Below are 25,585 nucleotides of genomic sequence, written 5' to 3'. Positions count from 1 at the left end.
GTGCCCCCTCTTCTCGAGTGCTCAGAAATCCTTGCGCAGCTGCACCCCGAAATAGCGTTCGTCGTCCCGTGGCACGGCGCGATAGATGTAGTTGCCGCCGCTGGCCAGCAGTGGCGAATAGGACTTGTCGGCGAGGTTCTTGCCCAGCAGCGCCACCCGCCAGCCCTGGTTGTAGTCGGCCAGGGCGATGCTGGCGTTCCAGATGCCATAGGCGCCCTGCTTGGTGTCGGCGTTCTGGCTGATGTCGTACTGCACTTCGCTCTGCCAGCTGTAGTCGGTGCCCAGTTCGATATCCAGGCCGTTATCCAGCGGGATGCTGTAATCGGCGCGCACGTAGCTCTTCCAGTCCGGGGTGAACGGCAGCGGCTTGCCGTTGACGTTGCAGGAGGCCGCCGCGCCCACCGGGCATGCGAACTCGTCGATCCGCGCACGGGTGTAGGCCAGGGCGCCGGAGATCTTCAACTGCTGGGTCGCCTGCAAAGCGTAATCCAGCTCGACGCCTTCAGTGCTGACGCTGCCGGCGTTGATCAGGCGGGTCACCACCTGACCGGCGACCGTGTCGAAGAAGTTCGCCTGGTAGTTGTCGTAATCGCTGTGGAAGATCGCCAGGTTGGCAGTCAGGCGCTTGTTCCAGGCCGTGGCCTTGACCCCGGCTTCCCAGGTGTTGGAGGTTTCCGGTTTCAGCGCCTCGGTGTCCCGCGGCTGCATGTTGAAGAACACGTTGTAGGCCGGCCCCTTGTAGCCGCGCGAATAGGTCAGGTAGGTGGTGACCGCCTCGCTCAGGTCGTACTGCAGGCCCAGGCGCCCGGACCAGCCATCCTCGTCCACCGACCCCGAACTGCTGGTGCCGGGCTGGATGCCGCTGACGGTGGTGGCCGACGTGGACACGCGGCGGTGATCGTATTCCAGGTCGTCGTGGGTCCAGCGTAGGCCGACGATCCCGCGCAAATCCGAGGTGAAGTTCAGGGTGGTTTCGCCGAACACCGAATAGCTGTCGCTGGTGGTGCTGTAGTCGGCAATGCCGCGGTTGATGCCGGTGGTCGTGGTCAGGGTGCGCCGATAGGTTTCTTCGTCCTTGCCGTGCATGTAGAACAGCCCGCCGACGTACTCGAGGAACTGCCCCTTGGGCGAAGCCAGGCGCAGCTCCTGAGAGTACTGGTTGTAGTCCAGGTCGCCCTTGTCGGCGGTGCCGGGGAACGCTGCGGTGACGGCGCCGAGGCGATCGCCATCCTGATACTGGGTGTTGTTCCAGCCGCGCCAGGCGGTGATCGAGGTCAGGGTGTAATCGCCGAGGTTCCAGTCCAGCTGGCCGGACAGGCCCTTGTTGATGTCTTCGACGTGAGTGCGGGTATCGGTGTTGATATCGCGGTTGTCGCTGCGGGCCCGGAACGGGCTCAGCGCGCTGGCGAAGGCCGGCGTCAGGGCCTTGCTGACAACGCCGTTGGGCGCGTCGTCATGGGACTGCATGTAGTCGGCCGCCAGGGTGAAGGTGAGGTCGTCGCTAGGGGTGAACTCCAGCTTGCCGCGCACGCCTTTGCGGTTGTAGCCGTTGACCTCATGGCCGTTGTGCCGGTTGTCGACGTTGCCGTCGTAGCTGCCGAACAGGGTGGTGACCGAGCCCTTGAGCGTGTCGGGAATCAGGCTGCCGCCGATGCCGAAGCGGGTGCGGCTTTCGTTGCCGCTGTAGTAGCCCTGGTCGATGTAGCCATGGGTTTCGGCGGTCGGCGCCTTGGTCACGATGTTCAGCACCCCGGCCGAAGCGTTCTTGCCGAACAGGGTGCCCTGGGGGCCGCGTAGCACTTCGATGCGCTCCAGGTCCAGCAGATCGAGGGTGGCCTGGCCCGGCCGGCCATAGACCACGCCGTCGATCACCGTGGCCACGGTCGGCTCGACGCCCGGCGAGGTGGAAATGGTGCCTACGCCGCGAATGAACAGCGACGTGTCCTTGTTCGAGGCGCCCGTGCGAAAGTTCAGCGAAGGCACCTGCTGCACGATGCTGGCGACGCCGTTGCGGTTGTCGCGCTCCAACTGTTCGCCATCGACCACCGACACTGCCACCGGCACCTTTTGCAGCGACTCTTCGCGGCGAGTGGCGGTGACCGTCACCGACTTCAGCGTCGGTTCCTGAACCTGCGCCGCCTGGCCATTGTCGGCGGCGAACGCGCCCGGCGACGGCAGCGCCGCCAGCCCTGCCAACAGCCAGCCCAGAGGCGCTCGCGATGCGTTGACCGCGCGGATCGACCGCGCCCGTTTCTGCTGATCCCCATGAATGTTCTGCATGCTGCACCTGCGCGGAATTTGCCCTGAACCGCTGCCGATCTACGCCGGCAGCGCCGAAAAACAGGTCGTGGGCATTCGCTCGAGCGAGTAGCAGACAACTGACTTTGTTAGCGCTAACATCGCCAGTATCGGTACGCTGCACATAGAGCGTCCAATACTGAAAAATTACTTTTATATGCCTTTTCGTTTCATGGAAGGAGCGTGTCTTGACCGCTGAAAAATCCCCAGGCCGCAAACGCCGCGGCGCCGGGCGGGTGACCCTGAACACTGTCGCCCGCCAGGCCGGCGTTTCGGCGATCACCGTGTCGCGCTATTTCAACCAGCCGGACAGCGTCTCGCCGGAACGCCGCGAACGCATCGCCCAGGTCGTGGCCGAACTGGGTTATGTACCGAACCTGGTGGCCGGCGGCCTGGCCTCGGCACGGGGCAAGATCGTCGCCATGGTGATTCCGAACATCTCCGGGCCGATCTTCGCCGACACCATCCAGGGCTTCAGCGATACCCTCAGCCGCCACGGCTACCAGCTGCTGCTGGCGTCGAGCTACTTCGATGCGCAGCAGGAGGAAAACGCCGTGCGGGCCTTTCTCGGCTGGTCGCCGGCGGCCCTGGTGCTGACCAGCCACTTCCACAGCCCGGGCACCGAAAAGATGATCGCCGAGGCGGATATCCCGGTGATCGAAACCTGGGACTACCAGCCCCAGCGCGAACCGCTGCAAATCGGTTTTTCCCACTATCAGGTCGGGGTGACGGCGGCGCGTTATCTGCACGGCAAGGGCTACCGGCGGATCGCCTTCGTGCAGAACAGCGCCCCCGGCGACCTCAGCGCCCTGGAGCGCCGCGACGGCTATGCCGCGACCCTGAACGAGTTGGGCCTGGAACCCTGGGTGTTCGCCCCGGATGCCGACCGGCCGCCATTCGAGGCCGGCAAGCAGGCCATGGAAGCCTTGATGAACAGCCGCCCGCGCCCGGACGCGATCGTCTTCGCCAACGACAACCTGGCCGCCGGCGGCTCCCTGGCCGGGCAACGGGCGGGGCTGAAGATCCCCGAGGAATGCGCGGTGCTGGGCTTTGGCGATTACCCCTTCGCCCAGATGTTGCTGCCCAGCCTGAGCACCATCAAGCCGCCGGCCCTGGAGATCGGCGTGCTGGCGGCGACGCGGGTCCTGGAAAGCCTGGGCGTGTTGCCGGTGGAAGAGGACGTGCAGCGCCTGAACCTGCTGGAATGCCGGGTAATCGAGCGCGAGAGTGCGTGAAGGCCCTTGCGGGCCTTATCGCGAGCAAGCTCGCTCCTACAGCGGCTAGACCGACAGCTCGCGCAAGGCCGCGGCCGCCAGGAAGCCCGAGCGCGAACGGTAGCGCTGGTCGCGCTTGACGGTCTGGTCGATGCGCTCCAGCAATTGCTCCGGCAGGGTGGCGTTGAAGCGCACCGACTTGCCGAAGTACGGAGTGATATCGAACTCGACCACGCCCCAGACACCGCCGGCGTAATCGGGGTTGTCGATATGCGCGTCGATCTCGCGTACCTGGGGCAGCGGCTCGCCGTCGGCCACCAAGCCCTCGTAGTGCAGGGACAGCGCCTCCTGCACGTTATCGAACGCTTGGGCCACGCTCGGGCCCGCGGAAAAGCAGCCCGGCACATCGGGGACGATGACCCCGTACTCGGAGTCGGCATCCTTGTGCAGCACCACCGGAAATTTCATGTCGTTGACCCTCTCATCGAACACCTGCCTCATTTCAGGCCCGCCTGCTTCAGGATGCTGTGGACCGTACCCCTGGGCAGATCCGCGTCCGGGTGGGGGACAGTAACCCGCCCCGGCTTGTGCAGATGCTTGTACTGGTGATGACTGCCCTTGACCGCGATCAGATACCACCCATCCTCCTCGATCATCCTGATCAGTTCCCGACTGCGCATTGCCGTGTCCTTTCGATGCGTCACGAAAAGCCACCGTACACAGTCAAAAGCTAACAATACACACTATACACATCATGACATTCAATACAGTAAACGGCGATGACTGGCGTCGCTCGGGCACGCTTCAGACCGCCCGGGCGAACACCTGCGCCAGCCAGTCGACGAACACCCGCACCCGGGGCGACATGTGGCGGTTGTGCGGGTACAGCACCGACACCGGCATCGGCGGCGGGGGCGTATCGGCCAGGATCTCGCGCACCAGCCCCTGGGATATCTGCTCGGCCATGCGGTAGCGCGGGCACTGGATGATGCCCAGCCCGGCCACCGCCGAGGCCGCGTAGATTTCGGCGCCGAACACCGACAGCGCGCCGTCGATGGCGACTTCCCGCAGCTCGCCGTCGACCATGAACTCGAACGGGAACAGCTTGGCCGTGGTGCGCGAGACGTAGTTCACCGCACGGTGCCGCGCCAGGTCGTCGAGGCTCTTCGGCTCGCCGTATTGGCGCAGGTACGCCGGGCTGGCGCAGGTGATCTGTTGCAGGTTGGCCACGCGCCGGCCGATCAGCGTCGAGTCGCCCAGGCTGCCGGCGCGTAGCACGCAGTCCACCCCTTCGGCGATCAGGTCGACAAAACGGTCGGCCTCGCTGACCGACAGCTCGATGTCCGGGTAGCGCGCCATGAATTCGGGCAGCGCCGGAATCACGAAGTACTTGGCCAGGGTGCCATGCAGGTCGACCCGCAAACGGCCCTTGGGCGCCACCGTGCGAAACGCCAGCTCGGCCTCTTCCAGTTCCGCCAGCAACTGCACGCAACGCGGGTAATAGGCCTCGCCGTCGAGGGTCGGGCGCACGCGACGGGTGCTGCGCTCCAGCAGGCGGGTGCCGAGCCAGGCCTCGAACTGGTTGAGGGAATGGGTCAGGGTGGCGCGCGGCAGGTTCAGGTCCGCGGCGGCCAGGGTGAAGCTGCCGCGTTCGTAGATCCGCACGAACACCTTCATCGCTTTGACTTGATCCACGCCGGCCTCCCGAGGTCTTGATTGTTGGCGATTATTGAACAGTCAAGCCAACTCTGGCGCATTTATCCGCCGGGATAAACCTGTGAATCTGCTTCCACCGCACACTCCTCCCATCAGGTAATTCGCCATGACTGAACAGACTTCGAAAGTTGCCATCGTGACCGGCGCCTCCCGCGGCATCGGTGCCGTCATCGCCAGGCAACTGGCCCACGACGGTTTCGCCGTCGCCATCAACTACGCCAGCAGCGCCACCGAAGCCTCGGCGCTGGTGGTGGAACTGCGCCAGGCCGGGCATCGGGCCATAGCGGTCAAGGCCGACGTGGCCGATGCCAGCGACGTGCGCCGGCTGTTCGACGAGACCGAAGCGCAACTGGGCAAGGTCGATGCGCTGATCAACAACGCCGGCATCCTCAAGGTCCTGCCGTTGGCGCAACACAGCGATGAGCTGTTCGAGCAGACCTTCGCCATCAACACCCGCGGCACCTTCAACACCCTGCGCGAAGCGGCCACCCGCCTGAACGCCGGCGGGCGCATCGTCAACTTCTCCAGCACCACGGTGGCCCTGAACCTGCCGGGCTACGCGGTGTACATCGCCAGCAAGGCCGCGGTGGAGTCCCTGACCCAGGTGTTCGCCAAGGAGTTGCGCGGCCGCGACATCACCGTCAACGCCGTGGCCCCTGGCCCGGTCGCCACCGAACTGTTCCTGCACGGCAAGAGCGAAGAGCAGATCCAGCATTTCGCCAAGATGCCGCCCCTGGAACGCCTCGGCCAGCCGGAAGACATCGCCGGCGTGGTTTCCTTCCTGGTCAGCCCGGCAGCCGCCTGGGTCAACGGACAGATCCTGCGCGCCAACGGCGGCCTGGCCTGAGCCGCCCCACTCACGGTCGAAGGAGGCATCCATGAACCACTCCACCCCGACACCTGCCCGCAGTGGGCAGACCAAACTGATGTTCACCCTGTTCACCGCGATAGCCGCCGCCACCGCTGCGCTGGCGGCGGGCTCCAGCCTGCTGCTGAGCCTGCCGGTCTGGGCGATGTTCGTCGGTTGGGTCGCGTTTTTTAGCCGTGGCCTGACCCTGCGCGACGGGCTGATCAACCTGGGTTGTGTACTGACGGGGCTCGCCGTCGGCATGGCCGCGGCGCTGAGCATCGGCGCGTTGAGCCCGAGCCTCGGCCCCTGGGCCCTGCCGCTGGTGGTGTTCGGGGTGGCGATGCTGGTGGTGTCGCTGCGCAGCCTGCGGGTGATGAACAACCTGGTCGCCTACTTCCTCGGCTTGATCGCCTGGTTTGCCGCGCACCTGGAACCCTCGCTGGAGAGCTTCGCCGAACTAGGCGGCGCCGGGACCCTGGGCTCCTTCGCCGGCTGGCTGTCCCATGCCATACAGCAACGCTTGCCCCGTCGCGCCTGAAACCACCCTTACCCGAAGAGATCAATGCCATGCAAGCCGTCATCCTGATTACCGGTGCCTCCAGCGGTTTTGGCGCCCTGACCGCCCGCGCCCTGGCCGACGCCGGCCATATCGTCTACGCCAGCATGCGTGAAACCCTGGGCCGCAACGCGCCCCAGGTGGCCGAGGTGCAACGCTACGCCGACGCGCAACGGGTGGATTTGCGCAGCGTCGAACTGGACGTTGCTTCCAGCGCCTCGGTCGAGGCCGGCGTCGCCCGGATCATTGCCGACTGCGGCCGCCTGGACGTGATCATCCACAATGCCGGGCACATGTCTTTCGGACCTGCAGAGGCGTTCACGCCCGAACAGTTCGCCCAGCTCTACGACATCAACGTACTGAGCACCCAGCGAGTCAACCGCGCGGCCCTGCCACAGTTGCGCAAGCAGGGCCGGGGATTGGTGGTATGGGTGTCTTCCAGCAGTGCCCGCGGCGGTACCCCGCCCTACCTGGCGCCGTACTTCGCGGCCAAGGCGGCGATGGACTCCCTGGCGGTGTCCTATGCCGGCGAGCTGGCGCGCTGGGGCGTGGAGACGTCGATCGTGGTACCCGGCGCCTTCACCCAGGGCACCAACCACTTCACCCATTCAGGAACCCCGGCCGACCAGGACCGTGCCGTCGAATACAACCATGGCCCCTATGCCGGCGTTCCGGAACAGGCGCTCCATGGCCTGGCCGCCCTGGAGCCGGCCGACGCCGATGTCGCCGAGGTGGCTAGGGCCATCGTCGAGATCGTCGGCCTGCCCTTCGGCACCCGGCCATTACGTCGGCATATCGACCCGTCCCAGGACGGCGCCGAAATCGTCAATGCCATGGCCGACCGGGTGCGCGCCGAGATGTTCCGCCGCATCGGCCTGGAAGACCTGCTCAAGCCTGCGGTTCGCTGAAACAACGCATCGATGGCCCGGGCAACCCAGGGGCCGTCGGTGACTCTGATGACCCATCCGCGGAGCCCGCCATGCCCTCTGCCAGCACCTCGCCCAACACTCTGCTGATCCCGGCCCTGGCCCCGCTGTACCAGGTCGGCGAACCCCTGGCCTACGCATTGCTGCGGGTCTGTTACGGGGCGATCATGATCACCCACGGCCTGCCCAAACTGCTGGGCCGCCCCCACGGCTCGATGGCCGACCCGATGGCGGCCTCCATCAACCTGATCCAGAACGTCCTGCATCTGCCAGCACCTGCGTTGATTGCCCTGTTCGTGGCGCTTCTGGAAGGCCTCGGCGGACTGCTCCTGGCCCTTGGCCTGGGAACGCGCCTGATCGTGGCCATGATGGGCGTGCAGATGCTGACCATCGCCGGCCTCCTCGGCCCCACCTGGCCGTGGATCGACCAGGGCATGGAGTACCCGCTGCTGCTGGCGTTCTTGTCGCTCTACATCCTGTTTCGCGGAGCAGGACGCTATTCCCTGGACCACACTCTAGGTCGGGAGCTTTGAAGAGCCGTCGACCTTGAGCTCACCCCTGAATCCCGCCCGCGAGGACGTCATCATGCACACCGCAATCATCACCACCTTCGGCCTGGTCCTGCTCGCGCTGATGCTGTTCATCGGCGACAAGCTCGGCCTTGGCCGCCAGATCCTGGCCTATAGCTTCGCCCTGCTCTGGCTGGCGCTGACACTGATCAACGGTGCGGTAGGGATGGTCCACGCCGGCCAGAGCTTGAGCACGGAACTGGCGGTCGGCAGCGTGGTGTTCGGCGTGCCGGTGGCGGCGCTGGTGCTGTTCATGGTGATGAGCCAGGCCTGATCGCAAGCAAGCTCGCGCCTACAGGTTCGGTGAATCCCTTGTAGGAGCGAGCTTGCTCGCGATGGCGGCGGCACTGACGCCGCCTTTCCCTGCGATCAACGCACCAGGTGCAGGAACTGCATATGCCGTTCGTACTGGTCGAGGATGTCGTTGATGATCTGCTCCTTGGTGTAGCCCATCAGGTCGTAGTCCTGGCTACCTTCGCTCAGGTGTACCTCGGCCCGGTAGTAACGCCGGTTGCGCATTTCCTTGGGCCCCATGCCGCCGCGGGCGAAAGACGGGGTGAAGTAGCCGCGCATCTGCACCTGATAGACGAACGGATGCTGGTCACCATGGACGATTTCCAGGCTGACGCTGTCGTTGGCCGGGTCCGGCTGGGTGATCACGTTCAGGCCTTTCTCGACGAACACCGCGGTCACTTCCTCGATGGCCGGACGCACGGTCTGATCGAGGAAGCGATACACCTCGTCGCGCGACGGGAAATGCACCGCCTGGCTCAGGCGCTGGCGCCAGCCGCCCTTGCCGCGACGCGAAGACGACGACACCGGCGCCAGCGAATGCAGCTGGGCGATCTGCTTCTGCGATTCGAGGTAGAAGGCCTTGTGCAGCCCCCACATCATCAACAGCAGGATCATCGAGAACGGCAGCGAGGTCAGCACCACCGCCGACTTCAATGAGTCGATGCTGCCGGCGAACAGCAACGCGCTGGTGACCAGCGCGGTCATCGCGCCCCAGAACACCCGCAGCCATTTCGGCCCGTCCTCGTCGGCGTTGCCGCCCTTGGCCGAGAGGGTCGAGAGCACCACGGTGCCGGAGTCGGCCGAGGTGACGAAGAACACGAAACTGATGAACACCGTCACCGCGATGACGGTCTTGCTCCATGGGTAGGTTTCCAGCAGCAGGTAGAGCGCCATCGACGGGTCTTCGATGGCCGCCAGGCCCAGCGCGTTCATCCCGTGGTTGAGCACCTGGTCGATGGCGCTGTTACCGAAGATCGACATCCAGGCCAGGGTGAAGCCCAGGGGAATCAACAGCACGCCAAAGACGAATTCGCGGATGGTCCGGCCGCGGGAAATCCGCGCGATGAACAGGCCCACGAACGGCGACCACGCGATCCACCAGGCCCAGTAGAACACCGTCCAGCCGCCCAGCCAGTCACTGGGCTTGTTGTAGGCGTAGAGGTCGAAACTCTTGACCGGCAAGGCGCCCAGGTAGTCGCCCAGGTTCTGGATCAGGGTGTTGAGCAGGTGCTGGGTAGGCCCGGCGAACAGCACGAACAGCAGCAACGCGCAGGCCAGCAGCATGTTGATGTCGGACATCACCCGCACGCCCTTGTCGACCCCGGACACCGCGACGACGATCGCCGCGCCCATCATCAGGGTGATCAGGCCGACCTGGATCCACTGGGTATGGGCGATGCCGAACAGGTAGTCGAGGCCGGAGTTCAGGTGCAGCACGCCAAAGCCCATGTCGGCGCCCAGGCCGAACACCGTGGCGATGATGCCGAAGCCGTCCACCGCATAGCCGATGGGGCCGTTGATGCGCTTGCCGATCAGCGGGTACAGCGCCGAACGCAGGGCCAGCGGCAGGTTGTGCCGGTAGGCGAAATACGCCAGGGCCATGCCGACGAAGGCGAACACGCCCCAACCGTGCAGGCCCCAGTGCAGGAAGAGCACCTGCATGGCCTGGCGCGCGGCGTCCGCGGTGCCGGCCTCGCCCTGGGGCGGTTGCAGCATGTGGGTCAGGGGTTCCGACACGCAGAAGAAAAACAGGGTGATGCTGATCCCCGCGGCGAACAGCATGCCGGCCCAGGACAGGTAACTGAACTCGGGTTCGTCGTGGTCGGCACCGAGCTTGATCTTGCCGTAGCCGGACAAGGCGGTGACCACCACGAAGACCAGGTACAGGGTCATTGCCAGCATGTAGTACCAGCCGACCGTGTTGGCCGCCCAGTCTTGCGCGGCCAGCAACCAGGCACCGGCCTGTTGCGGGAAGGAAATCACCACCAGGCCGAAGGCCAGGATAAAGCTCGCGGCGAAGTAGAACACCGGCGGGTTCATGCGGATCGAGCCGCTGGCGGGGGTGGACGATGCACTCATGAAAGGTGCACCTCGAACGGGTAAAAAACGCCTGAAAAGATCGGACTCAGCAAAGGTAAGCCTCCTGGTGTGAGCGGGCGGCGAGCTGCCGGTTTAACTTGAACAAGCGTTCAAGTTAAACACGGATAAGTGGGTCAGGACCAATCGCCGGGCTGGGCGGTAGCCTGGTTACGCTAGCTCAGAGGAGGGTATGACGGGTGACGGAAGCAAATCGTTCAGTACTGGCTGTGGCGCGTTTTATCGCGAGCGGGCTCGCTCCTGCAAGGGCTGCGCCGTTGCCTGCGGGAGCGAGCTTGCTCGCGAAAAGTCCGACCGTTTCAGAAGATTCTTATTTTTGCGAACCGTCGTCATGTTGCAGGTTGGCCTGGGTCAGATTGCAGCCCGCCGGCACGCTGCGGGTCAGCCAGACGTTGCCGCCGATGGTCGAGCCCTTGCCGATGGTGATGCGCCCGAGAATGGTCGCGCCGGCGTAGATCACCACGTCGTCCTCGACGATCGGATGGCGCGGATGGCCCTTCTGCAACTGGCCGTCTTCGTCCGCCGGGAAGCGCTTGGCACCCAGGGTCACGGCCTGGTAGATGCGCACGCGCTCGCCGATGATCGCGGTTTCGCCGATCACCACGCCGGTGCCGTGGTCGATGAAGAAACTGCGGCCGATCTGCGCCCCCGGGTGAATGTCGATGCCGGTGGCCGAATGGGCGATTTCCGCGCTGATCCGCGCCAGCAGCGGCAAGCCGGCACGGTACAAATGGTGGGCCAGGCGATGGTGGATCACCGCCAGGATGCCCGGGTAGCACAGCAACACTTCATCGACGCTGCGCGCCGCCGGGTCGCCGTGGTAGGCGGCCAGTACGTCGGTGTCGAGCAGCACCCGCAGGCCTGGCAAGGCCAGGGCGAAATCCTGGATGAGGCGAATGGCCCGGGCATTGACGCCTTCGTCCGCCTCGCCGCTCTGGCGCGCGGCGTAGCGCAGTTCCAGACGCGTCTGGGCGAGCAGCGCGTTGAGGGCCGCGTCCAGGGTATGGCCGACGTAGAAGTCCTCGCTCTCTTCGCGCAGGTCCACCGGGCCCAGGCGCATCGGGAACAAGGCGCCGCACAGCGCTTCGAGAATCTCGGCCATGGCCGCGCGCGACGGCAGTTCGCGACCGCCTTGCTCGCCGCTGACCCGACCGTTGCGGGTACGCCACTGGTCGCGGGCATCGCGCAGTTGACCGACGATGGTCTGCAATTGCCAATGGCTGGAACGCTCGCTCACGATAGGACTCCTCTACGGCGGCGGCCGGACGATCTGGCCGCGCAAACGACGCCACTTTACGGTATGCGCCCCGGGCCAAATTAAGAACTAATTGTTCGGCGCTAAGCACCTTTTGGCATAAGCGATTGGCGGTTGCCCCAGGAAATATCGCTGCCTATAGTCCCTGGCACCTCTGACCACCCGTACGGCCCCATGATCAAACAACAGCTCGCCCGTTTTAACCGTCTCGACCTGCTGGGCGGCGCCACCGCCCTGGAAAAACTCGAACGCCTGTCGGCGTGGCTGGGCCGCGATGTCTACGTCAAGCGTGACGACACCACACCGCTGGCCATGGGCGGCAACAAGCTGCGCAAACTCGAATACCTGGCCGCCGATGCCCTGGCCCAGGGCGCCGACACCCTGATTACCGCGGGCGCCATCCAGTCCAACCATGTGCGCCAGACCGCGGCTCTCACCGCCAAGCTGGGCCTGGGCTGCGTGGCCCTGCTGGAGAACCCGATCGGCACCGACGAGCGCAATTACCTGGGCAACGGCAACCGCCTGCTGCTCGATCTGTTCGACGCCAAGGTCGAGTTGGTGGAAAACCTAGACAACGCCGACGAGCAATTGCACGCCCTGGCCGAACGCCTGCGCAGCAACGGCAAGCAGCCCTATGTGGTGCCGATCGGCGGCTCCAATGCGTTAGGCGCCCTGGGTTACGTGCGGGCCGGCCTGGAGCTGGCGGAGCAGATCCGGCACACCGGGCTCGACTTTGCCGCGGTCGTGCTGGCCTCGGGCAGCGCCGGCACCCACAGCGGCCTGGCCCTGGCCTTGAGCGAGGAACTGCCGCAGTTGCCGGTGATCGGCGTCACCGTCTCGCGCACCGACGAAGCGCAGCGGCCGAAGGTCCAGGGCCTGGCCGAACGCACCGCCGAACTGCTCGGCGTGGCGCTGCCGGACAGCTTCAAGGTGCAGTTGTGGGACGAGTATTTCGCCCCCCGTTATGGCGAACCGAACGCCGGCACCCTGGCCGCGGTGAAGCTGCTGGCGAGCCAGGAAGGCCTGTTGCTGGACCCGGTCTACACCGGCAAGGCCATGGCCGGCCTGCTCGACGGCATCGGCCGCCAGCGCTTCGACGACGGCCCGATCCTCTTCCTGCACACCGGCGGCGCGCCGGCGCTGTTCGCCTATGCCGACTCGTTCGCCTGAACGATGATCGGTAGCCGCTGGCGCAGCCTGCGCTCGGCGGCGAAGCTGTCGTGAAGCCTGCGCCGCATTTGCGCCTGCTGCGCAGCCTTCGGCAGCGGTTACAGGCAGAGGCTTTAATATTCACAAATAGAATATAAATGTGAAATTATATTATTTTTGAATCTATCAGCAGCCGCTTATAGTCGCGCCGCAGGCGCATTTGCCGGAAGACGCATACGCTGCATTAGTGCAGGATAAAGCGCGCGTTCCAGCTCACGGATTGACCTGCATTTCCCATCGGTATCTTCATAAGAAAACACAGGGGCTTGTCATGATTTTTTCCGCACTACGTCGAAATATCCTCATTGGCTCGCTGGGTCTGGCACTGGGTGCCGGGCTGCTGGGGCAAGCGGTTGCCGGTGAGCAACTGCAGAAAATCAAGGACGCCGGCACCCTCAACGTCGGCCTGGAAGGCACCTACCCGCCGTTCAGCTACGTCGACGAAAACGGCAAGCTGGCCGGCTTCGAAGTGGAGTTCTCCGAAGCCCTGGCGCAGAAGCTGGGCGTGAAGGTCAAACTGCAGCCGACCAAATGGGACGGCATCCTCGCGGCCCTGGAATCCAAGCGCCTGGACGCGGTGATCAACCAGGTGACCATCTCCGAGGAACGCAAGAAGAAGTACGACTTCTCCACCCCCTACACCGTTTCCGGCATCCAGGCCCTGACCCAGAAGAAGGACGAAGGCAAGTTCAAGACCGCCGCCGACCTGGCCGGGCACAAAGTCGGCGTGGGCCTGGGCACCAACTACGAACAATGGCTCAAGGACAACGTACCGAAGGCCGTCATCAAGACCTACGACGACGATCCGACCAAGTACCAGGACCTGCGCGTGGGCCGGATCGACGCGATCCTGGTGGACCGCCTGGCCGCCTTCGAGCTGATCAAGAAAACCAACGACACCCTGGCCGTTTCCGGCGAGCCCTTCTCCCGCCAGGAAGCCGGCGTGGCCCTGCGCAAAGGCGAACCCGAGCTGCTGGCCGCGGTGAACAAGGCGATCGAGGAACTGCGCGCCGACGGCACGCTGAAAAAGCTCTCGGAAAAATACTTCAACGCTGACGTCACCCAATAATGGAAGCAGGTTTTCAGCTTGCTCTGGACTCCGCGCCCTTCCTCCTGAAGGGCGCGTACTACACCGTCATCCTCAGCCTCGGCGGCATGTTCTTCGGCCTGGTGCTGGGCTTCGGCCTGGCGCTGATGCGCCTGTCGCGCTTCAAGCTGCTGAGCTGGAGCGCCCGGGTCTACGTGTCGTTCTTTCGCGGCACGCCGCTCCTGGTGCAACTGTTCGTGATCTATTACGGCCTGCCACAGCTGGGGATCGAGCTCGACCCGCTGCCGGCGGCGCTGATCGGTTTCTCGCTGAACATGGCGGCCTATGCCTGCGAGATCCTGCGCGCGGCCATCGGCTCCATCGAGCGCGGGCAGTGGGAAGCGGCGGCCAGCATCGGCATGACCCGGGCGCAGACCCTGCGCCGGGCGATCCTGCCGCAAGCCATGCGTACCGCCCTGCCACCGCTGGGCAACAGCTTTATCTCGCTGGTCAAGGACACGGCCCTGGCCGCCACCATCCAGGTGCCCGAGCTGTTCCGCCAGGCCCAGCTGATTACCGCCCGGACCTTCGAAATCTTCACCATGTATCTTGCCGCCGCGCTGATCTACTGGGTGCTCGCCAGCGTGCTGGCGCACCTGCAGAACCGACTGGAAGCGCGGGTCAATCGGCACGACCAGGAGTCCTGAACCCATGATTGTGGTTGAAAAACTGACGAAGCAGTTCAAGGGTCAGACCGTTCTCAATGGCATCGACCTGACGGTGGCGGAAGGCGAAGTGGTCGCCATCATCGGCCCCAGCGGCTCGGGCAAGACCACCTTCTTGCGCTGCCTGAATTTTCTCGAAGAACCTACCAGCGGCCGGATCAAGGTCGGCCAGATCGAAATCGACGGCAGCCGCCCGCTGGTCCAGCAACAGGGCCTGGTACGGCAACTGCGCCAGCAGGTGGGTTTCGTGTTCCAGAACTTCAACCTGTTCCCCCACCGCACGGCCCTGGAAAACGTTATCGAAGGCCCGCTGGTGGTGAAGAAGACGCCGCGCGAACAAGCCGTGGCCCTGGGCCGCCGGTTGCTGGCCAAGGTCGGTCTGGCGGGCAAGGAGGACGCCTACCCGCGGCGCCTCTCCGGCGGCCAGCAACAGCGCGTGGCGATCGCCCGGGCGCTGGCGATGGAGCCGCAGGTGATCCTGTTCGACGAGCCGACCTCGGCGCTGGACCCCGAACTGGTGGGCGAGGTGCTGGCGACCATCCGCGGCCTGGCCGAGGAGAAACGCACCATGGTCATCGTCACCCACGAAATGAGCTTCGCCCGCGACGTGGCCAACCGGGTGATCTTCTTCGACAAGGGGGTGATCGTCGAACAGGGCGAAGCCAAGGCGCTGTTCGCCAACCCCCGGGAAGAACGCACCCGGCAGTTCCTCAGCAAATTCCTCACCTCAGGCCAGCCCCAAGGCTGATCCACGCCCTCGCTGCCGGGCCCGCCATCAGCTCGGCAGCGATCCGAAAAACACGCCTGCTGCGCAGCCGTACGCAGCCTGCGGCAGCGGCTACAAAGGCCTGCGTCCATCCACCGAAACCTTATGGCAACGGCCGTCCGGCACCTGCCTGCCGTATACGTAAACCCCTTCTATGCATATTCCTAGAAGTTAGTTTATTTAATTTTTATACACGCATAGGGTATATGCACCGGACCACCGGACATTCTTGAACCCGATTACGCCGCACGACGCGGCAATCCAAAGATGTGAGGTAGGTATGGTCCGGAACACAATCACCCCAGTGCAGATCGCCAGGGCATTGCGTGCAGCCAAGGAGTGGCGCTGATGTCCAGTCTGGCCGATGCAACTGTCCAGAGCGATCTGGATATCGCCCCCCTGTTGTTGCCCGCACGGGTACTGCGCAACGATGCGCAAGCCCTGCAAGCCGCCCATGAACTCGCCGCCGTCGCCCGCCAACAAGCGGCCCGGCGCGACCAGCAGCGCAAGCTGCCCTGGGCGGAAATCGAACACTTCACCCGTAGCGGCCTGGGCAGTATCGCCATCCCTCGGGAGTACGGCGGCCCGCAGGTGTCCTTCGTGACCCTGGCCGAAGTTTTCGCGATCATTTCCGCGGCCGACCCGGCCCTGGGACAGATCCCGCAGAACCAGTTCGGCATTCTCAACCTGATCCTCGGCAGCGCCACCGAACGGCAGAAAAAACAGCTGTTCCAGAGCGTGCTGGAAGGCTGGCGCATCGGTAACGCCGGCCCCGAACGCGGCACCAGGAACACCCTCGAACTCAAGGCGCGGATCACCGCCGACGGCGACGGCTACCTGCTCAACGGCCAGAAGTTCTACTCCACCGGCGCGCTGTTCGCCCACTGGGTCGCCGTCAAGGCGCTGAACGACGACGGCAAGCAGGTCCTGGCGTTCGTCCGGCGCGGCACCCCGGGGCTGCGCATCGTCGACGACTGGAGCGGCTTCGGCCAACGCACCACCGCCAGCGGCACCATTTTGCTCAACGACGTGCGGGTCGACGCCGAGCTGGTGGTGGACACCTGGCGCATCAACGAGTCGCCCACGACCCAGGGCGCGGTCTCGCAGTTGATCCAGGCGGCCATTGACGCCGGCATCGCCCGCGGGGCCATCGACGACGCCATAGCTTTCGTCCGCGAACGCTCGCGGCCGTGGGTCGACGCCAACGTCGAACGGGCCAGCGACGACCTGTACGTGATCGCCGACATCGGCAAGCTGAAGATCGAACTGCACGCCGCCGAAGCCCTGCTGCGCAAGGCCGGCCAGGTGCTCGACCAGGTCAACGGCGCACCGCTGACCGCCGAGGCCGCCGCCCGCGCCTCGATCGCCGTGGCCGAGGCCAAGGTGCTGACCACCGAGATCTCGCTGCTGGCCAGCGAGAAGCTCTTCGAGCTGGCCGGCAGCCGCGCCACCCTCGCCGAATTCAACCTCGACCGGCACTGGCGCAATGCCCGGGTCCACACCCTACACGACCCGGTGCGCTGGAAATACCACGCCGTCGGCGCCTACCACCTGAACGGCACCCTGCCCGCTCGCCATTCCTGGATTTAAGCGACCAGATCTCTGGAGAAGCACATGACTCTTTCCCAACACGTCGCGGTCATAACCAGCGATGAGCAAGCCCTGATCGTCGCCAGCGACCTGGCCGAGGATTTCAAGCGCGACAGCGCCCTGCGCGACCGCGAACGCCGCCTGCCGCACCCCGAACTCGAAGCCTTTTCCCGCTCCGGCCTGTGGGGCATCAGCGTGCCGAAAGAATACGGCGGCGCCGGCGTCTCCAACGTCACCCTGGCCAAGGTCATCGCCCTGATCGCCCAGGCCGACGGCTCCCTGGGACAGATCCCGCAGAACCATTTCTATGCCCTGGAAGTGCTGCGGGTGAACGGCAGCGCCGAGCAGAAACGACGCCTGTACGCCGAAGTCCTGGCCGGCCAGCGCTTCGGCAACGCCCTGGCGGAGCTGGGCACCAAGACCGCCCACGACCGCACCACCCGCCTGACCCCCGGCGAGCACCAGGGACGCGCCGGCTATCGCATCAACGGCCGCAAGTTCTACTCCACCGGCGCCCTCTACGCCCAGCGTATCCCCACCTCGGTGGTGGACGAAGACGGCGTGCAACAGTTGGCCTTCGTCCCGGCGGGCAGCCCGGGCCTGAACGTGATCGACGACTGGAGCGGCTTCGGCCAGCGCACCACCGGCAGCGGTTCGGTGGTGTTCGAGGACGTGTTCGTCGCCGCCGAGGACGTGATCCCCTTCCAGAGCGCCTTCGAGCGCCCGACCCCGGTCGGCCCGCTGGCGCAGATCCTCCACGCCGCCATCGACACCGGGATCGCCCGTGCCGCCTATGAAGACGCCCTGCACTTCGTGCGGACCAAGACCCGGCCCTGGATCGATTCCGGCAACGACAAGGCCAGCGAAGACCCGCTGACCCTCAAGAGCTTCGGCCACCTGAGCATCCGCCTGCACGCCACCGAGGCGCTGCTGGAGCGCTCCGGGGAGTACCTGGACGCCGCCCAGGCCGAGACCAACGCCCAGACCGTGGCCGCCGCCTCCATCGCGGTGGCCGAGGCCCGCGCCATCAGCACCGAGATTTCCCTGGCCGCCGGCAGCACCCTGTTCGAGCTGGCCGGCAGCCAGGCGACCCTGGCCGAGCACGGCCTCGACCGTCACTGGCGCAACGCCCGGGTGCACACCCTGCACGATCCGGTGCGCTGGAAGTACCACGCCGTGGGCAACTACTACCTCAACGAGACGAACCCGCCGCTGCGGGGGACCATCTGATGAGCGCTCTTGAGAAAGGCAAGAAGAAGATCCTGCTCAACGCCTTCAACATGAACTGCATCGGGCACATCAACCACGGCCTGTGGACCCATCCGCGGGACAACTCGACCCAGTACAAGACCCTCGAATACTGGACCGAGCTGGCGCAACTGCTGGAGCGCGGGCTGTTCGACGGGCTGTTCATCGCCGACATCGTCGGGGTCTACGACGTCTACCAGAACTCCCTGGACGTGACGCTCAAGGAGTCGATCCAGTTGCCGGTCAACGACCCGCTGCTGCTGGTCTCGGCCATGGCCGCGGTGACGAAAAACCTCGGCTTCGGCCTCACCGCCAACCTCACCTACGAGGCGCCGTACCTGTTCGCCCGGCGCATGTCCACGCTGGACCACCTGAGCCGCGGCCGGGTCGGCTGGAACATCGTCACCGGCTACCTCGACAGCGCCGCCAAGGCCATGGGCCTGGACGAACAGGCCGAGCACGACCGGCGCTACGACCAGGCCGACGAGTACCTGGAAGTGCTCTACAAACTCTGGGAAGGCAGTTGGGAAGACGACGCGGTGGTCAACGACCGCCAGCAGCGGATCTACGCCCGACCGGACAAGGTGCACAAGGTCGAGCACCAGGGCGAGTTCTACCGGGTCGAGGGTTATCACCTGTGCGAACCCTCGCCGCAGCGCACGCCGGTGCTGTTCCAGGCCGGCAGTTCGGAGCGCGGCCTGGCGTTCGCCGGGCGCCATGCCGAATGCGTGTTCATCAGCGGGCAGAACAAGGCCTCGACCAAGGTCCAGGTGGACAAGGTGCGCGCCAGCGCCGTGGCGGCCGGGCGCAACCCCGAAGACATCAAGGTGTTCATGGGACTCAACGTGATCGTCGCCGCGACCGAGGAACTGGCCTGGAAGAAACATGCCGAGTACCGCAGCCACGCCAGCGCCGAAGCCGGGCTGGCGCATTTCTCGGCGTCCACCGCCATCGACTTTTCCCGGTACGAGATCGACGAACCGATCCAGTACGTGAAGAGCAACGCCATCCAGTCGGCCACCAAGAACCTGCAGAACAACGACTGGACCCGGCGCAAGCTGCTGGACCAGCACGCCCTCGGCGGACGCTACATCACCGTGATCGGCTCGCCGCAGCAAGTGGCCGACGACCTCGAATCCTGGATCGCCGAAACCGGCCTGGACGGCTTCAACCTGACCCGCATCGTCAGCCCGGAAAGCTACGTCGACTTCATCGACCTGGTGATCCCCGAGCTGCAACGCCGCGGCTCGTACAAGACCGCCTACGACAGCGGCACCTTGCGCGAAAAGCTGTTCCACGGCGAGGCACGATTGCCCGGGCAACACGCCGGAGCGGGCTATCGCCCGATCGCGAGCAAGCTCGCTCCTACAGGTTGAGCGCACTCCCCTGTAGGAGCGAGGCTTGCCCGCGATGAGGCCAGCACCAACACCCAAAACTTCATGCACTGACTGGAAACCCGACCCATGAAAACCAAGCTTCTCAGCCACCCAGTCAAAGCACTGGCCCTCGCCCTCGGGCTGTTCAGCGGCACGGTATTCGCCGCCGACGCGCCGCTGAAGGTCGGCACCACCGCCGCCTTCGCCATCCCCCTGGAGGCCGCTGTCGAGGAGGCCGGCAAACAGGGGCTGAAAGTCGAGCTGGTGGAGTTCACCGACTGGATCGCGCCGAACGTCAGCCTGGCCGCCGGCGATATCGACGTGAACTACTTCCAGCACATCCCGTTCCTGGAAAACGCCAAGGCCGCCGCCGGTTTCGACCTGGTGCCGTTCGCCCCGGGGATCATCAACAACGTCGGCCTGTACTCGAAGAAATACAAAAGCTTCGACGAGCTGCCCATCGGTGCCAGCGTGGCCATCGCCAACGACCCGATCAACAGCGGCCGCGGCTTGCAGCTGCTGGCCAAGGCCGGGCTGATCACGCTCAAGCCGGGCGTGGGCTACAAGGCCACCGAGGAAGACATCGTCGCCAATCCGAAAAAGCTGAAGATCCTCCAGGTGGAAGCCGTGCAACTGGTGCGCGCCTACGACGACGCCGACCTGGTCCAGGGCTACCCGGCCTATATCCGCCTGGCCAAGACGTTCGACGCCGGCTCGGCGCTGCTGTTCGACGGCCTGGACCACAAGGAATACGTGATCCAGTTCGTGATCCAGCCCAAGAGCAAGAGCGATCCGCGGCTGATCAAGTTCGTCGACATTTACCAGCATTCGCCAGCCGTGCGCGCCGCCCTGGATAAAGCCCACGGCAAGCTCTACCAAGCCGGCTGGGAAGGTTGAAATGAGCGTTGCCTACCTGCATAAACAGGCGCCCGAACAACCCCTGGGCGCGCGGCAGACCGAACTGCACCCCGAGCTCAACCGGGCCCATGTGCGCTTTATCGGCCTGACCAAGACCTACCAGGGCCAGCAAGGCCCGGTACAGGCCCTGCACAGCATCGACCTGGCGATCCAGCACGGCGAGGTGTTCGGCATCATCGGCCGCAGCGGCGCCGGCAAGTCGTCGCTGATCCGCACCATCAACCGCCTGGAACAGCCGTCCGGCGGGCGGGTGCTGATCGATCAGGTGGACATCGGCGACTTCGACGAAGACCGCCTGGTGGAGCTGCGCCGGCGCATCGGCATGATCTTCCAGCACTTCAACCTGATGTCGGCCAAGACCGTGTGGCAGAACGTCGAGCTGCCGCTGAAGGTGGCCGGCGTGCCCAAGGAGCAGCGCGAGCGCAAGGTGCGCGAACTGCTGGAACTGGTGGGCCTGAAGGACAAGCACAAGGCCTACCCGGCGCAGCTGTCGGGCGGGCAGAAACAGCGCGTCGGCATCGCCCGGGCGCTGGTGCACGACCCGGCGATCCTGCTCTGCGACGAAGCCACCTCGGCGCTGGACCCGGAGACCACCCAGTCGATCCTCGGCCTGCTCAAGGAGATCAACCAGCGCCTGGGCCTGACCATCGTCCTGATCACCCATGAGATGGCGGTGATCCGCGATATCTGCGACCGGGTGGTGGTGCTCGAACACGGGCGCGTCGTCGAGCAGGGGCCGGTCTGGGAAGTGTTCGGCAACCCGCAGCACGAGGTCAGCAAGACCCTGCTGGCGCCCTTGCAGCACGACCTGCCGCAGGAGCTGCAAAACCGCCTCCAGGCCCAGCCACCGTCCGCGGAAGCAGCGGTGGTGTTGCGCGTGCGCTTCACCGGCCGCAGCAGCGACGAGCCGGACCTGGCCGCGCTGTTCGCCACCCTGGGCGGGCGCGTGCGTCTGCTGCACGGCGGCGTGGAACGCATCCAGGGCCACGCCCTGGGGCAACTCTTGCTGGCGGTCAGCGGCTCGTCCCAGGGCGCCGAGGAACAGCGCCTGCGCGCGCAACACTTCTTGCAGAAACAATGGACCCAACAGGTGGAGGTACTCGGCTATGTGGTTTGATCGCTTGCTCCAGGGCGCTGTCGATACCTTGCTGATGGTCGGCGTGTCGTCGCTGATCGCCTTGCTCGCGGGCGTGCCGCTGGCGGTGTTCCTGGTCACCAGCGGCAAGGGCGGGATCTACGAGGCGCCGAGGCTGAACGCGGTCCTGGGGGCCTTCGTCAACCTGTTCCGCTCGATTCCGTTCCTGATCCTGATGGTCGCGCTGATCCCCTTCACCCGGCTGATCGTCGGCACCACCTACGGCGTCTGGGCGGCGGTGGTGCCGCTGACCATCGCCGCCACGCCGTTCTTCGCGCGGATCGCCGAAGTCAGCCTGCGCGAGGTCGACCACGGGCTGATCGAAGCCGCCCAGGCCATGGGCTGCCGGCGCTGGCACATCGTCCGCCATGTGCTGTTGCCGGAAGCGCTGCCAGGCATCGTCGGCGGCTTCACCATCACCCTGGTGACCATGATCAACTCTTCGGCCATGGCCGGGGCCATCGGCGCCGGCGGCCTGGGAGACATCGCCTATCGCTACGGCTACCAGCGTTTCGACAGCCAGATCATGCTCACGGTGATCGTGCTGCTGGTGATCCTGGTGGCGGCGATCCAGCTCGGCGGCGACCGGTTGGCGCGGGTGCTCAACAAGCGTTGAGAAACACCGCCTGGTACTGACGAACATCCTGTAGCCGCTGTCGAGCCTTGGCGAGGCTGCGATAAGGTCCGCAGGACCTTCGGGGCCCTCAAGAGCGGCGCCTGCTGCGCAGTCGGGCGCAGCCTGCGGCAGCGGCTACAGGGAGCGGAGCGGCCGGCATGGGGGTAATATTCGGCACACCATCCCCAGCCAACGCAGCCCGCCATGAAACTCGCTCCGAACGACCTCGACCAGATCACCGCCACCACCCTGGGCCACTACAACCAGGTCGCCGAAGGCTTTCGCGAAGGCACCCGCGACCACGACGTCAGCCAGAACATCGACGCGCTGTTGCGGCATCTCCAGGGTTCGGCGCCTTTTACCGTGCTGGACTTCGGCTGCGGCCCCGGGCGCGACCTGCAAACCTTCACCCGCCTGGGCCATGTCGCCATCGGCCTGGACGGCTCCGAACGTTTCGCCCAGATGGCCCGGGACGACAGCGGCTGCGAAGTCTGGCAACAGGACTTCCTCAAGCTCGACCTGCCCGCCGCGCACTTCGATGGCATCTTCGCCAACGCCGTGCTGTTCCATATCCCCGTGCAGGAACTACCGCGTGTGCTGCGTCAGTTGCATGCGACGCTGAAACCCGGCGGTGTGCTGTTCAGTTCCAACCCCCGCGGCGACAACCAGGAAGGCTGGAACGGCCCGCGCTATGGCGCCTACCACGACCTGGCGGCATGGCAGCAATTGCTCGCGGCGGCGGGGTTCGTCGAGCTGGAACATTACTACCGCCCCGCCGGCCTGCCGCGCGAGCAGCAGCCGTGGCTGGCGAGCGTCTGGCGCAAGGCCTGAGGCCCACGCCTGGGCTGCTTCAAGGCTGGCGCGCGACCTGGTACTCACGCACCTCGCCGTCCGCCAACACGGCCTTGATGCTCTGCCCGGGCAACATCTCGCCTTCCACCTCACGGGCTCGGGAATCGAAATTCGCCAGCAGCCGCGAGCCGTCGGCGAAGGTGGTCTGCTGCACCTGGCGGTCCGCCGTCAGCCAGCGAAAATCGGTGAGGGCCTGGGTGCCCAGGCGCTGGTGCAAAGGCCGGAAAAACCCATCCTGGCGGACCATCGGCGGCAAGCGCTGGCGCAAGGTGGCGGCACTCAAGTGATACAAGGGCGGCACGTTGTAGAGCAGTTGGGCCAATTCGTTCTCGACCCGCACGTTGCTTAACTTGAGGCTGTCGAACAACCAGTGATGGCTGGTCACCAGCGCCCCATGGAACACCGCCTGGTACAGCGGCAAGCGCGTCGCCGGAGCGAAATACACCGTGCGGTAAGGCTCCTTGAGAGGCGCACTCTTGAAGAACACCGCCGGCTGCTCCGGCGGGTACCAGTTGCCCAGGTAATAGGGCGACTTCGGCTCCTTGCTCATCTGCGCGTCCCCCCAGCCCATGACCGGGGTCTGCATGCCATGGGCGAACAGCACGCCGCCAGCCGTTACACCATTGCCGTCTTCGGAACCGCTGACCAGTTGCTGCTGCTCGGCAAGCCAGCGCGACGCATCGATATTGCCCTCGGCGTTCTGCGCCTGGGTCATCGGCCTCTCGGCGCGGTAGCTGTCGAACAGCATGCCGGTGGCGTAGGCGTCGAGGAACCAACTGTTGAACCCGACCCGGGCCTGCACGGCCTTGACCCGGGCCTCCAGCAATGGCCTGACGCAACGGGGGTCGGTGTAATGCCCGGACTGCTGGAAACCGCTCTTGAACTGGCCGTCCTCCAGCACTATCGCGCACTCGCGGTTGGCCCGCGCGCCCAGGTGGGCGGTGCTCCAGTCGGGGTTTTCATCGCTGCGCAACGCGGTCTCGTAGGAGTCGTAGGGCGCCACCAGATAACCCGCAGCCACCCCGGCCCGCACCGCTTCGGGGTGCCATAGCCCGCCCTCCCAACCTTCGCCGAGGCCCAGCCACAAACGGCTCAGCCCGGCCGCCTGCAAGCGCTCCATGGTCGCCAGCGACAGGCTGCTGCCCCAGCGCGCCGGATCGGCGGTCAGGGCCATGGCGAATACCTTGGCCATCTGCGTACGCAGCTCGCCGTAGCCCCGCGCCAGGGCTTGCATGTCGGGCTCTTCCGCGCCCTGCCAGCCCAAGCGGGCCTGCTGGTTCAACGCACTGTTGAGGCTGCGCAGCAGGGTGGTGCGCCGGTAGGCGTCCAGGGTGGCCGCCGGCGCCTCGAGAATCTTCGCGCTTTCCTTGTCCAGGCCGGCCCGCAGCTTCACCGCCAGCGGCTCGTTACCGCGCAGATCCTGTAGCAGGTGCGGCCAGCTGCGCACATCGTCCGCCCCCAGCAGATCGTTGCCCCACAGGTAGACATGGCTGGCCCCCAGCAACTCGCTCCCTTGCGGCGTGCGCGCCAGCTTGGCCTCCAGGGTCTGGTAGCGGCCGTTGTCGATCAGCCATTGGCGATAGCGCTTGGCCCCCGCCAGCAGGTCGGCGTCGCCCAGGTACAAGGTAAAGGTCAGCGGCGCATCGGTTTCCAGCCGGGTGAAATGATGCTGCCCCGTCAGCGCCATGGCCGGCCCTTCGGCGCTCAGGTTCAGGCGATTGTTATAGGGGCGGGTCAGCAGCCAGCTCAGGGTGAAGGCGCCGTGATCCAGGGTCCACAGCGGCAGGCTCAGGTCCTGGGTCGTGTTGACCTCGCCCTGGTCCAGGAGAAACCGTTGCCAGCGCAGGTCCCCCGCCGGTACGTAGTGCCCCTCGGCCAGCGGCCAGACCAGGCCCTTGCCCATGGCGCTGGCCGGCTGGCGCAGAAACGCCAGCGAACCCGGCTCCCGGGCCTGGATGGAGAACACCAGGTCGCGCTGCTGCAAGGTTGCGCTGAGACTCCAGGCGCCATCGTCCCATTGCCAGCTGAGCCGCTGCGGCGTCTGCTGCAAGGCGCTGACCCGGTGGCGGTCCACGCCCGCCGAAGCCTGTACGGCCGGTTGGCCCGTGGGGGTCACGCGAATCGCCAGAGTCGCCGGATCGATCTCGACCTGCCACAGCGAGTTTTCCAACGACGGCTGGGCCAGCGCCCAGGGCGACAGCAGCAGGGCGACGGCAAGCAACAGGCCACGTAGCGGCCGGACAACGCAGGACATGAGCGATCCCTTCTCGAATGAAGGGCGAGAGTGTAAAGCAAAGCGCGGCCTGCTCCGCCCGCCCCGGGAAAAGCCCTGCGCGCAGCACGCGCAG

At 65.6% G+C, this 25,585-nt stretch carries 24 protein-coding genes; 17 read left to right on the top strand and 7 right to left on the bottom strand.

Features of this window, described 5'->3' with window-relative positions:
• Nucleotides 1–21 precede the first annotated feature (21 nt).
• The gene (locus tag BTN82_RS00835; RefSeq protein ID WP_075117294.1) at nucleotides 22–2,280 is read right to left on the bottom strand and encodes a TonB-dependent receptor; all 2,259 of its coding nucleotides are present in this window, start codon (nucleotides 2,278–2,280) and stop codon (nucleotides 22–24) included.
• Nucleotides 2,281–2,486: 206 nt separating this feature from the next.
• Here BTN82_RS00835 and BTN82_RS00830 point away from each other — a divergent pair, with 206 nt between their 5' ends.
• Entirely contained in the window at nucleotides 2,487–3,533 is a 1,047-nt protein-coding gene (locus BTN82_RS00830) for a LacI family DNA-binding transcriptional regulator (protein ID WP_075117293.1), read from the top strand.
• Nucleotides 3,534–3,578: 45 nt separating this feature from the next.
• On the opposite strand, the gene BTN82_RS00825 is transcribed toward BTN82_RS00830, so the two are convergent.
• The 3 genes from BTN82_RS00825 to BTN82_RS00815 all read right to left on the bottom strand — a co-directional run bounded on the left by BTN82_RS00825 (nucleotide 3,579) and on the right by BTN82_RS00815 (nucleotide 5,207).
• Nucleotides 3,579–3,980, bottom strand: a complete 402-nt coding sequence (locus BTN82_RS00825) for a type II toxin-antitoxin system HicB family antitoxin (RefSeq protein WP_075117490.1) — start codon at nucleotides 3,978–3,980, stop codon at nucleotides 3,579–3,581.
• Between the two features lie 29 nt (nucleotides 3,981–4,009).
• The gene (locus BTN82_RS00820; RefSeq protein ID WP_075117292.1) at nucleotides 4,010–4,192 is read right to left on the bottom strand and encodes a type II toxin-antitoxin system HicA family toxin; all 183 of its coding nucleotides are present in this window, start codon (nucleotides 4,190–4,192) and stop codon (nucleotides 4,010–4,012) included.
• A 124-nt stretch (nucleotides 4,193–4,316) separates the two neighbouring features.
• Entirely contained in the window at nucleotides 4,317–5,207 is an 891-nt protein-coding gene (locus tag BTN82_RS00815) for a LysR family transcriptional regulator (RefSeq protein WP_075117291.1), read from the bottom strand.
• 127 nt (nucleotides 5,208–5,334) lie between these two features.
• On the opposite strand from BTN82_RS00815, the gene BTN82_RS00810 reads away from it, so the two are divergent.
• The 5 genes from BTN82_RS00810 (at nucleotide 5,335) to BTN82_RS00790 (ending at nucleotide 8,403) form a co-directional block, all read left to right on the top strand.
• On the top strand, nucleotides 5,335–6,075 hold the full coding sequence (locus BTN82_RS00810) for an SDR family oxidoreductase (RefSeq protein ID WP_075117290.1): 741 nt from the start codon (nucleotides 5,335–5,337) through the stop codon (nucleotides 6,073–6,075).
• A gap of 31 nt (nucleotides 6,076–6,106) precedes the next feature.
• Nucleotides 6,107–6,616 (top strand): DUF1097 domain-containing protein, encoded by a 510-nt coding sequence (locus BTN82_RS00805; RefSeq protein WP_075117289.1) that lies wholly within the window; start codon nucleotides 6,107–6,109, stop codon nucleotides 6,614–6,616.
• Between the two features lie 29 nt (nucleotides 6,617–6,645).
• The gene (locus tag BTN82_RS00800; protein WP_075117288.1) at nucleotides 6,646–7,542 is read left to right on the top strand and encodes an SDR family oxidoreductase; all 897 of its coding nucleotides are present in this window, start codon (nucleotides 6,646–6,648) and stop codon (nucleotides 7,540–7,542) included.
• 71 nt (nucleotides 7,543–7,613) lie between these two features.
• On the top strand, nucleotides 7,614–8,093 hold the full coding sequence (locus BTN82_RS00795; protein ID WP_075117287.1) for a DoxX family protein: 480 nt from the start codon (nucleotides 7,614–7,616) through the stop codon (nucleotides 8,091–8,093).
• Between the two features lie 52 nt (nucleotides 8,094–8,145).
• Nucleotides 8,146–8,403, top strand: coding sequence for a hypothetical protein (locus BTN82_RS00790; protein WP_075117286.1), 258 nt, complete (start codon nucleotides 8,146–8,148; stop codon nucleotides 8,401–8,403).
• 95 nt (nucleotides 8,404–8,498) lie between these two features.
• Here BTN82_RS00790 and betT read toward each other — a convergent pair whose 3' ends face one another.
• Nucleotides 8,499–10,463, bottom strand: a complete 1,965-nt coding sequence (gene betT, locus BTN82_RS00785) for a choline transporter BetT (RefSeq protein ID WP_186828342.1) — start codon at nucleotides 10,461–10,463, stop codon at nucleotides 8,499–8,501.
• 367 nt (nucleotides 10,464–10,830) lie between these two features.
• Nucleotides 10,831–11,757: a serine O-acetyltransferase EpsC gene (gene epsC / locus BTN82_RS00780; protein ID WP_075117284.1), complete on the bottom strand. Its 927-nt coding sequence runs from the start codon at nucleotides 11,755–11,757 to the stop codon at nucleotides 10,831–10,833.
• Nucleotides 11,758–11,949: 192 nt separating this feature from the next.
• On the opposite strand from epsC, the gene BTN82_RS00775 reads away from it, so the two are divergent.
• The 11 genes from BTN82_RS00775 to BTN82_RS00725 all read left to right on the top strand — a co-directional run bounded on the left by BTN82_RS00775 (nucleotide 11,950) and on the right by BTN82_RS00725 (nucleotide 23,216).
• On the top strand, nucleotides 11,950–12,945 hold the full coding sequence (locus tag BTN82_RS00775) for a D-cysteine desulfhydrase (RefSeq protein WP_075117283.1): 996 nt from the start codon (nucleotides 11,950–11,952) through the stop codon (nucleotides 12,943–12,945).
• A gap of 310 nt (nucleotides 12,946–13,255) precedes the next feature.
• Nucleotides 13,256–14,053 (top strand): cystine ABC transporter substrate-binding protein, encoded by a 798-nt coding sequence (gene tcyJ, locus BTN82_RS00770; RefSeq protein WP_075117282.1) that lies wholly within the window; start codon nucleotides 13,256–13,258, stop codon nucleotides 14,051–14,053.
• A complete protein-coding gene (gene tcyL, locus BTN82_RS00765) occupies nucleotides 14,053–14,718 on the top strand; it encodes a cystine ABC transporter permease (RefSeq protein WP_075117281.1) in 666 nt (221 codons plus the stop codon). The genes tcyJ and tcyL overlap by 1 nt, the downstream gene beginning before the upstream one ends.
• 4 nt (nucleotides 14,719–14,722) lie before the next feature.
• The gene (gene tcyN / locus BTN82_RS00760) at nucleotides 14,723–15,484 is read left to right on the top strand and encodes an L-cystine ABC transporter ATP-binding protein TcyN (protein WP_075117280.1); all 762 of its coding nucleotides are present in this window, start codon (nucleotides 14,723–14,725) and stop codon (nucleotides 15,482–15,484) included.
• A gap of 366 nt (nucleotides 15,485–15,850) precedes the next feature.
• Nucleotides 15,851–17,092, top strand: a complete 1,242-nt coding sequence (locus BTN82_RS00755) for an SfnB family sulfur acquisition oxidoreductase (RefSeq protein WP_075117279.1) — start codon at nucleotides 15,851–15,853, stop codon at nucleotides 17,090–17,092.
• 24 nt (nucleotides 17,093–17,116) lie between these two features.
• On the top strand, nucleotides 17,117–18,322 hold the full coding sequence (locus BTN82_RS00750; protein ID WP_075117278.1) for an SfnB family sulfur acquisition oxidoreductase: 1,206 nt from the start codon (nucleotides 17,117–17,119) through the stop codon (nucleotides 18,320–18,322).
• Complete coding sequence (locus BTN82_RS00745) at nucleotides 18,322–19,716, top strand: LLM class flavin-dependent oxidoreductase (protein WP_075117277.1); 1,395 nt, start codon at nucleotides 18,322–18,324, stop codon at nucleotides 19,714–19,716. The genes BTN82_RS00750 and BTN82_RS00745 overlap by 1 nt, the downstream gene beginning before the upstream one ends.
• An 87-nt stretch (nucleotides 19,717–19,803) precedes the next feature.
• Nucleotides 19,804–20,613 carry a MetQ/NlpA family ABC transporter substrate-binding protein gene (locus tag BTN82_RS00740; RefSeq protein WP_075117276.1) on the top strand — a complete coding sequence of 270 codons (810 nt, stop codon included), beginning with the start codon at nucleotides 19,804–19,806 and terminating at the stop codon, nucleotides 20,611–20,613.
• A gap of 1 nt (nucleotide 20,614) precedes the next feature.
• Nucleotides 20,615–21,751, top strand: coding sequence for a methionine ABC transporter ATP-binding protein (locus BTN82_RS00735; protein WP_075117275.1), 1,137 nt, complete (start codon nucleotides 20,615–20,617; stop codon nucleotides 21,749–21,751).
• Nucleotides 21,741–22,385 (top strand): methionine ABC transporter permease, encoded by a 645-nt coding sequence (locus BTN82_RS00730; protein WP_075117274.1) that lies wholly within the window; start codon nucleotides 21,741–21,743, stop codon nucleotides 22,383–22,385. The genes BTN82_RS00735 and BTN82_RS00730 overlap by 11 nt, the downstream gene beginning before the upstream one ends.
• 204 nt (nucleotides 22,386–22,589) lie before the next feature.
• A complete protein-coding gene (locus BTN82_RS00725) occupies nucleotides 22,590–23,216 on the top strand; it encodes a class I SAM-dependent methyltransferase (RefSeq protein WP_075117273.1) in 627 nt (208 codons plus the stop codon).
• Between the two features lie 19 nt (nucleotides 23,217–23,235).
• On the opposite strand, the gene BTN82_RS00720 is transcribed toward BTN82_RS00725, so the two are convergent.
• Nucleotides 23,236–25,491 carry a glycoside hydrolase gene (locus BTN82_RS00720; protein ID WP_075117272.1) on the bottom strand — a complete coding sequence of 752 codons (2,256 nt, stop codon included), beginning with the start codon at nucleotides 25,489–25,491 and terminating at the stop codon, nucleotides 23,236–23,238.
• Nucleotides 25,492–25,585: the final 94 nt, after the last annotated feature.

It is taken from the genome of Pseudomonas chlororaphis (assembly GCF_001921865.1).
GTDB lineage: Bacteria > Pseudomonadota > Gammaproteobacteria > Pseudomonadales > Pseudomonadaceae > Aquipseudomonas > Aquipseudomonas chlororaphis_D.
Note: the sequence above shows the minus strand (reverse complement) of the source record. Positions and strands in the feature narration are given on the sequence as shown.

Coding starts and splice junctions, on each gene's coding strand:
- BTN82_RS00735 (WP_075117275.1), top strand. CDS start 20,615: ATGAGCGTTGCCTACCTGCATAAACAGGCGCCCGAACAACCCCTGGGC.
- tcyJ (WP_075117282.1), top strand. CDS start 13,256: ATGATTTTTTCCGCACTACGTCGAAATATCCTCATTGGCTCGCTGGGT.
- BTN82_RS00835 (WP_075117294.1), bottom strand. CDS start 2,280: ATGCAGAACATTCATGGGGATCAGCAGAAACGGGCGCGGTCGATCCGC.
- BTN82_RS00730 (WP_075117274.1), top strand. CDS start 21,741: ATGTGGTTTGATCGCTTGCTCCAGGGCGCTGTCGATACCTTGCTGATG.
- tcyL (WP_075117281.1), top strand. CDS start 14,053: ATGGAAGCAGGTTTTCAGCTTGCTCTGGACTCCGCGCCCTTCCTCCTG.
- BTN82_RS00750 (WP_075117278.1), top strand. CDS start 17,117: ATGACTCTTTCCCAACACGTCGCGGTCATAACCAGCGATGAGCAAGCC.
- BTN82_RS00800 (WP_075117288.1), top strand. CDS start 6,646: ATGCAAGCCGTCATCCTGATTACCGGTGCCTCCAGCGGTTTTGGCGCC.
- BTN82_RS00720 (WP_075117272.1), bottom strand. CDS start 25,491: ATGTCCTGCGTTGTCCGGCCGCTACGTGGCCTGTTGCTTGCCGTCGCC.
- BTN82_RS00810 (WP_075117290.1), top strand. CDS start 5,335: ATGACTGAACAGACTTCGAAAGTTGCCATCGTGACCGGCGCCTCCCGC.
- BTN82_RS00805 (WP_075117289.1), top strand. CDS start 6,107: ATGAACCACTCCACCCCGACACCTGCCCGCAGTGGGCAGACCAAACTG.
- BTN82_RS00795 (WP_075117287.1), top strand. CDS start 7,614: ATGCCCTCTGCCAGCACCTCGCCCAACACTCTGCTGATCCCGGCCCTG.
- BTN82_RS00740 (WP_075117276.1), top strand. CDS start 19,804: ATGAAAACCAAGCTTCTCAGCCACCCAGTCAAAGCACTGGCCCTCGCC.
- betT (WP_186828342.1), bottom strand. CDS start 10,463: ATGAACCCGCCGGTGTTCTACTTCGCCGCGAGCTTTATCCTGGCCTTC.
- tcyN (WP_075117280.1), top strand. CDS start 14,723: ATGATTGTGGTTGAAAAACTGACGAAGCAGTTCAAGGGTCAGACCGTT.
- BTN82_RS00745 (WP_075117277.1), top strand. CDS start 18,322: ATGAGCGCTCTTGAGAAAGGCAAGAAGAAGATCCTGCTCAACGCCTTC.
- BTN82_RS00820 (WP_075117292.1), bottom strand. CDS start 4,192: ATGCGCAGTCGGGAACTGATCAGGATGATCGAGGAGGATGGGTGGTAT.
- BTN82_RS00790 (WP_075117286.1), top strand. CDS start 8,146: ATGCACACCGCAATCATCACCACCTTCGGCCTGGTCCTGCTCGCGCTG.
- BTN82_RS00755 (WP_075117279.1), top strand. CDS start 15,851: ATGTCCAGTCTGGCCGATGCAACTGTCCAGAGCGATCTGGATATCGCC.
- BTN82_RS00775 (WP_075117283.1), top strand. CDS start 11,950: ATGATCAAACAACAGCTCGCCCGTTTTAACCGTCTCGACCTGCTGGGC.
- BTN82_RS00725 (WP_075117273.1), top strand. CDS start 22,590: ATGAAACTCGCTCCGAACGACCTCGACCAGATCACCGCCACCACCCTG.
- BTN82_RS00825 (WP_075117490.1), bottom strand. CDS start 3,980: ATGAAATTTCCGGTGGTGCTGCACAAGGATGCCGACTCCGAGTACGGG.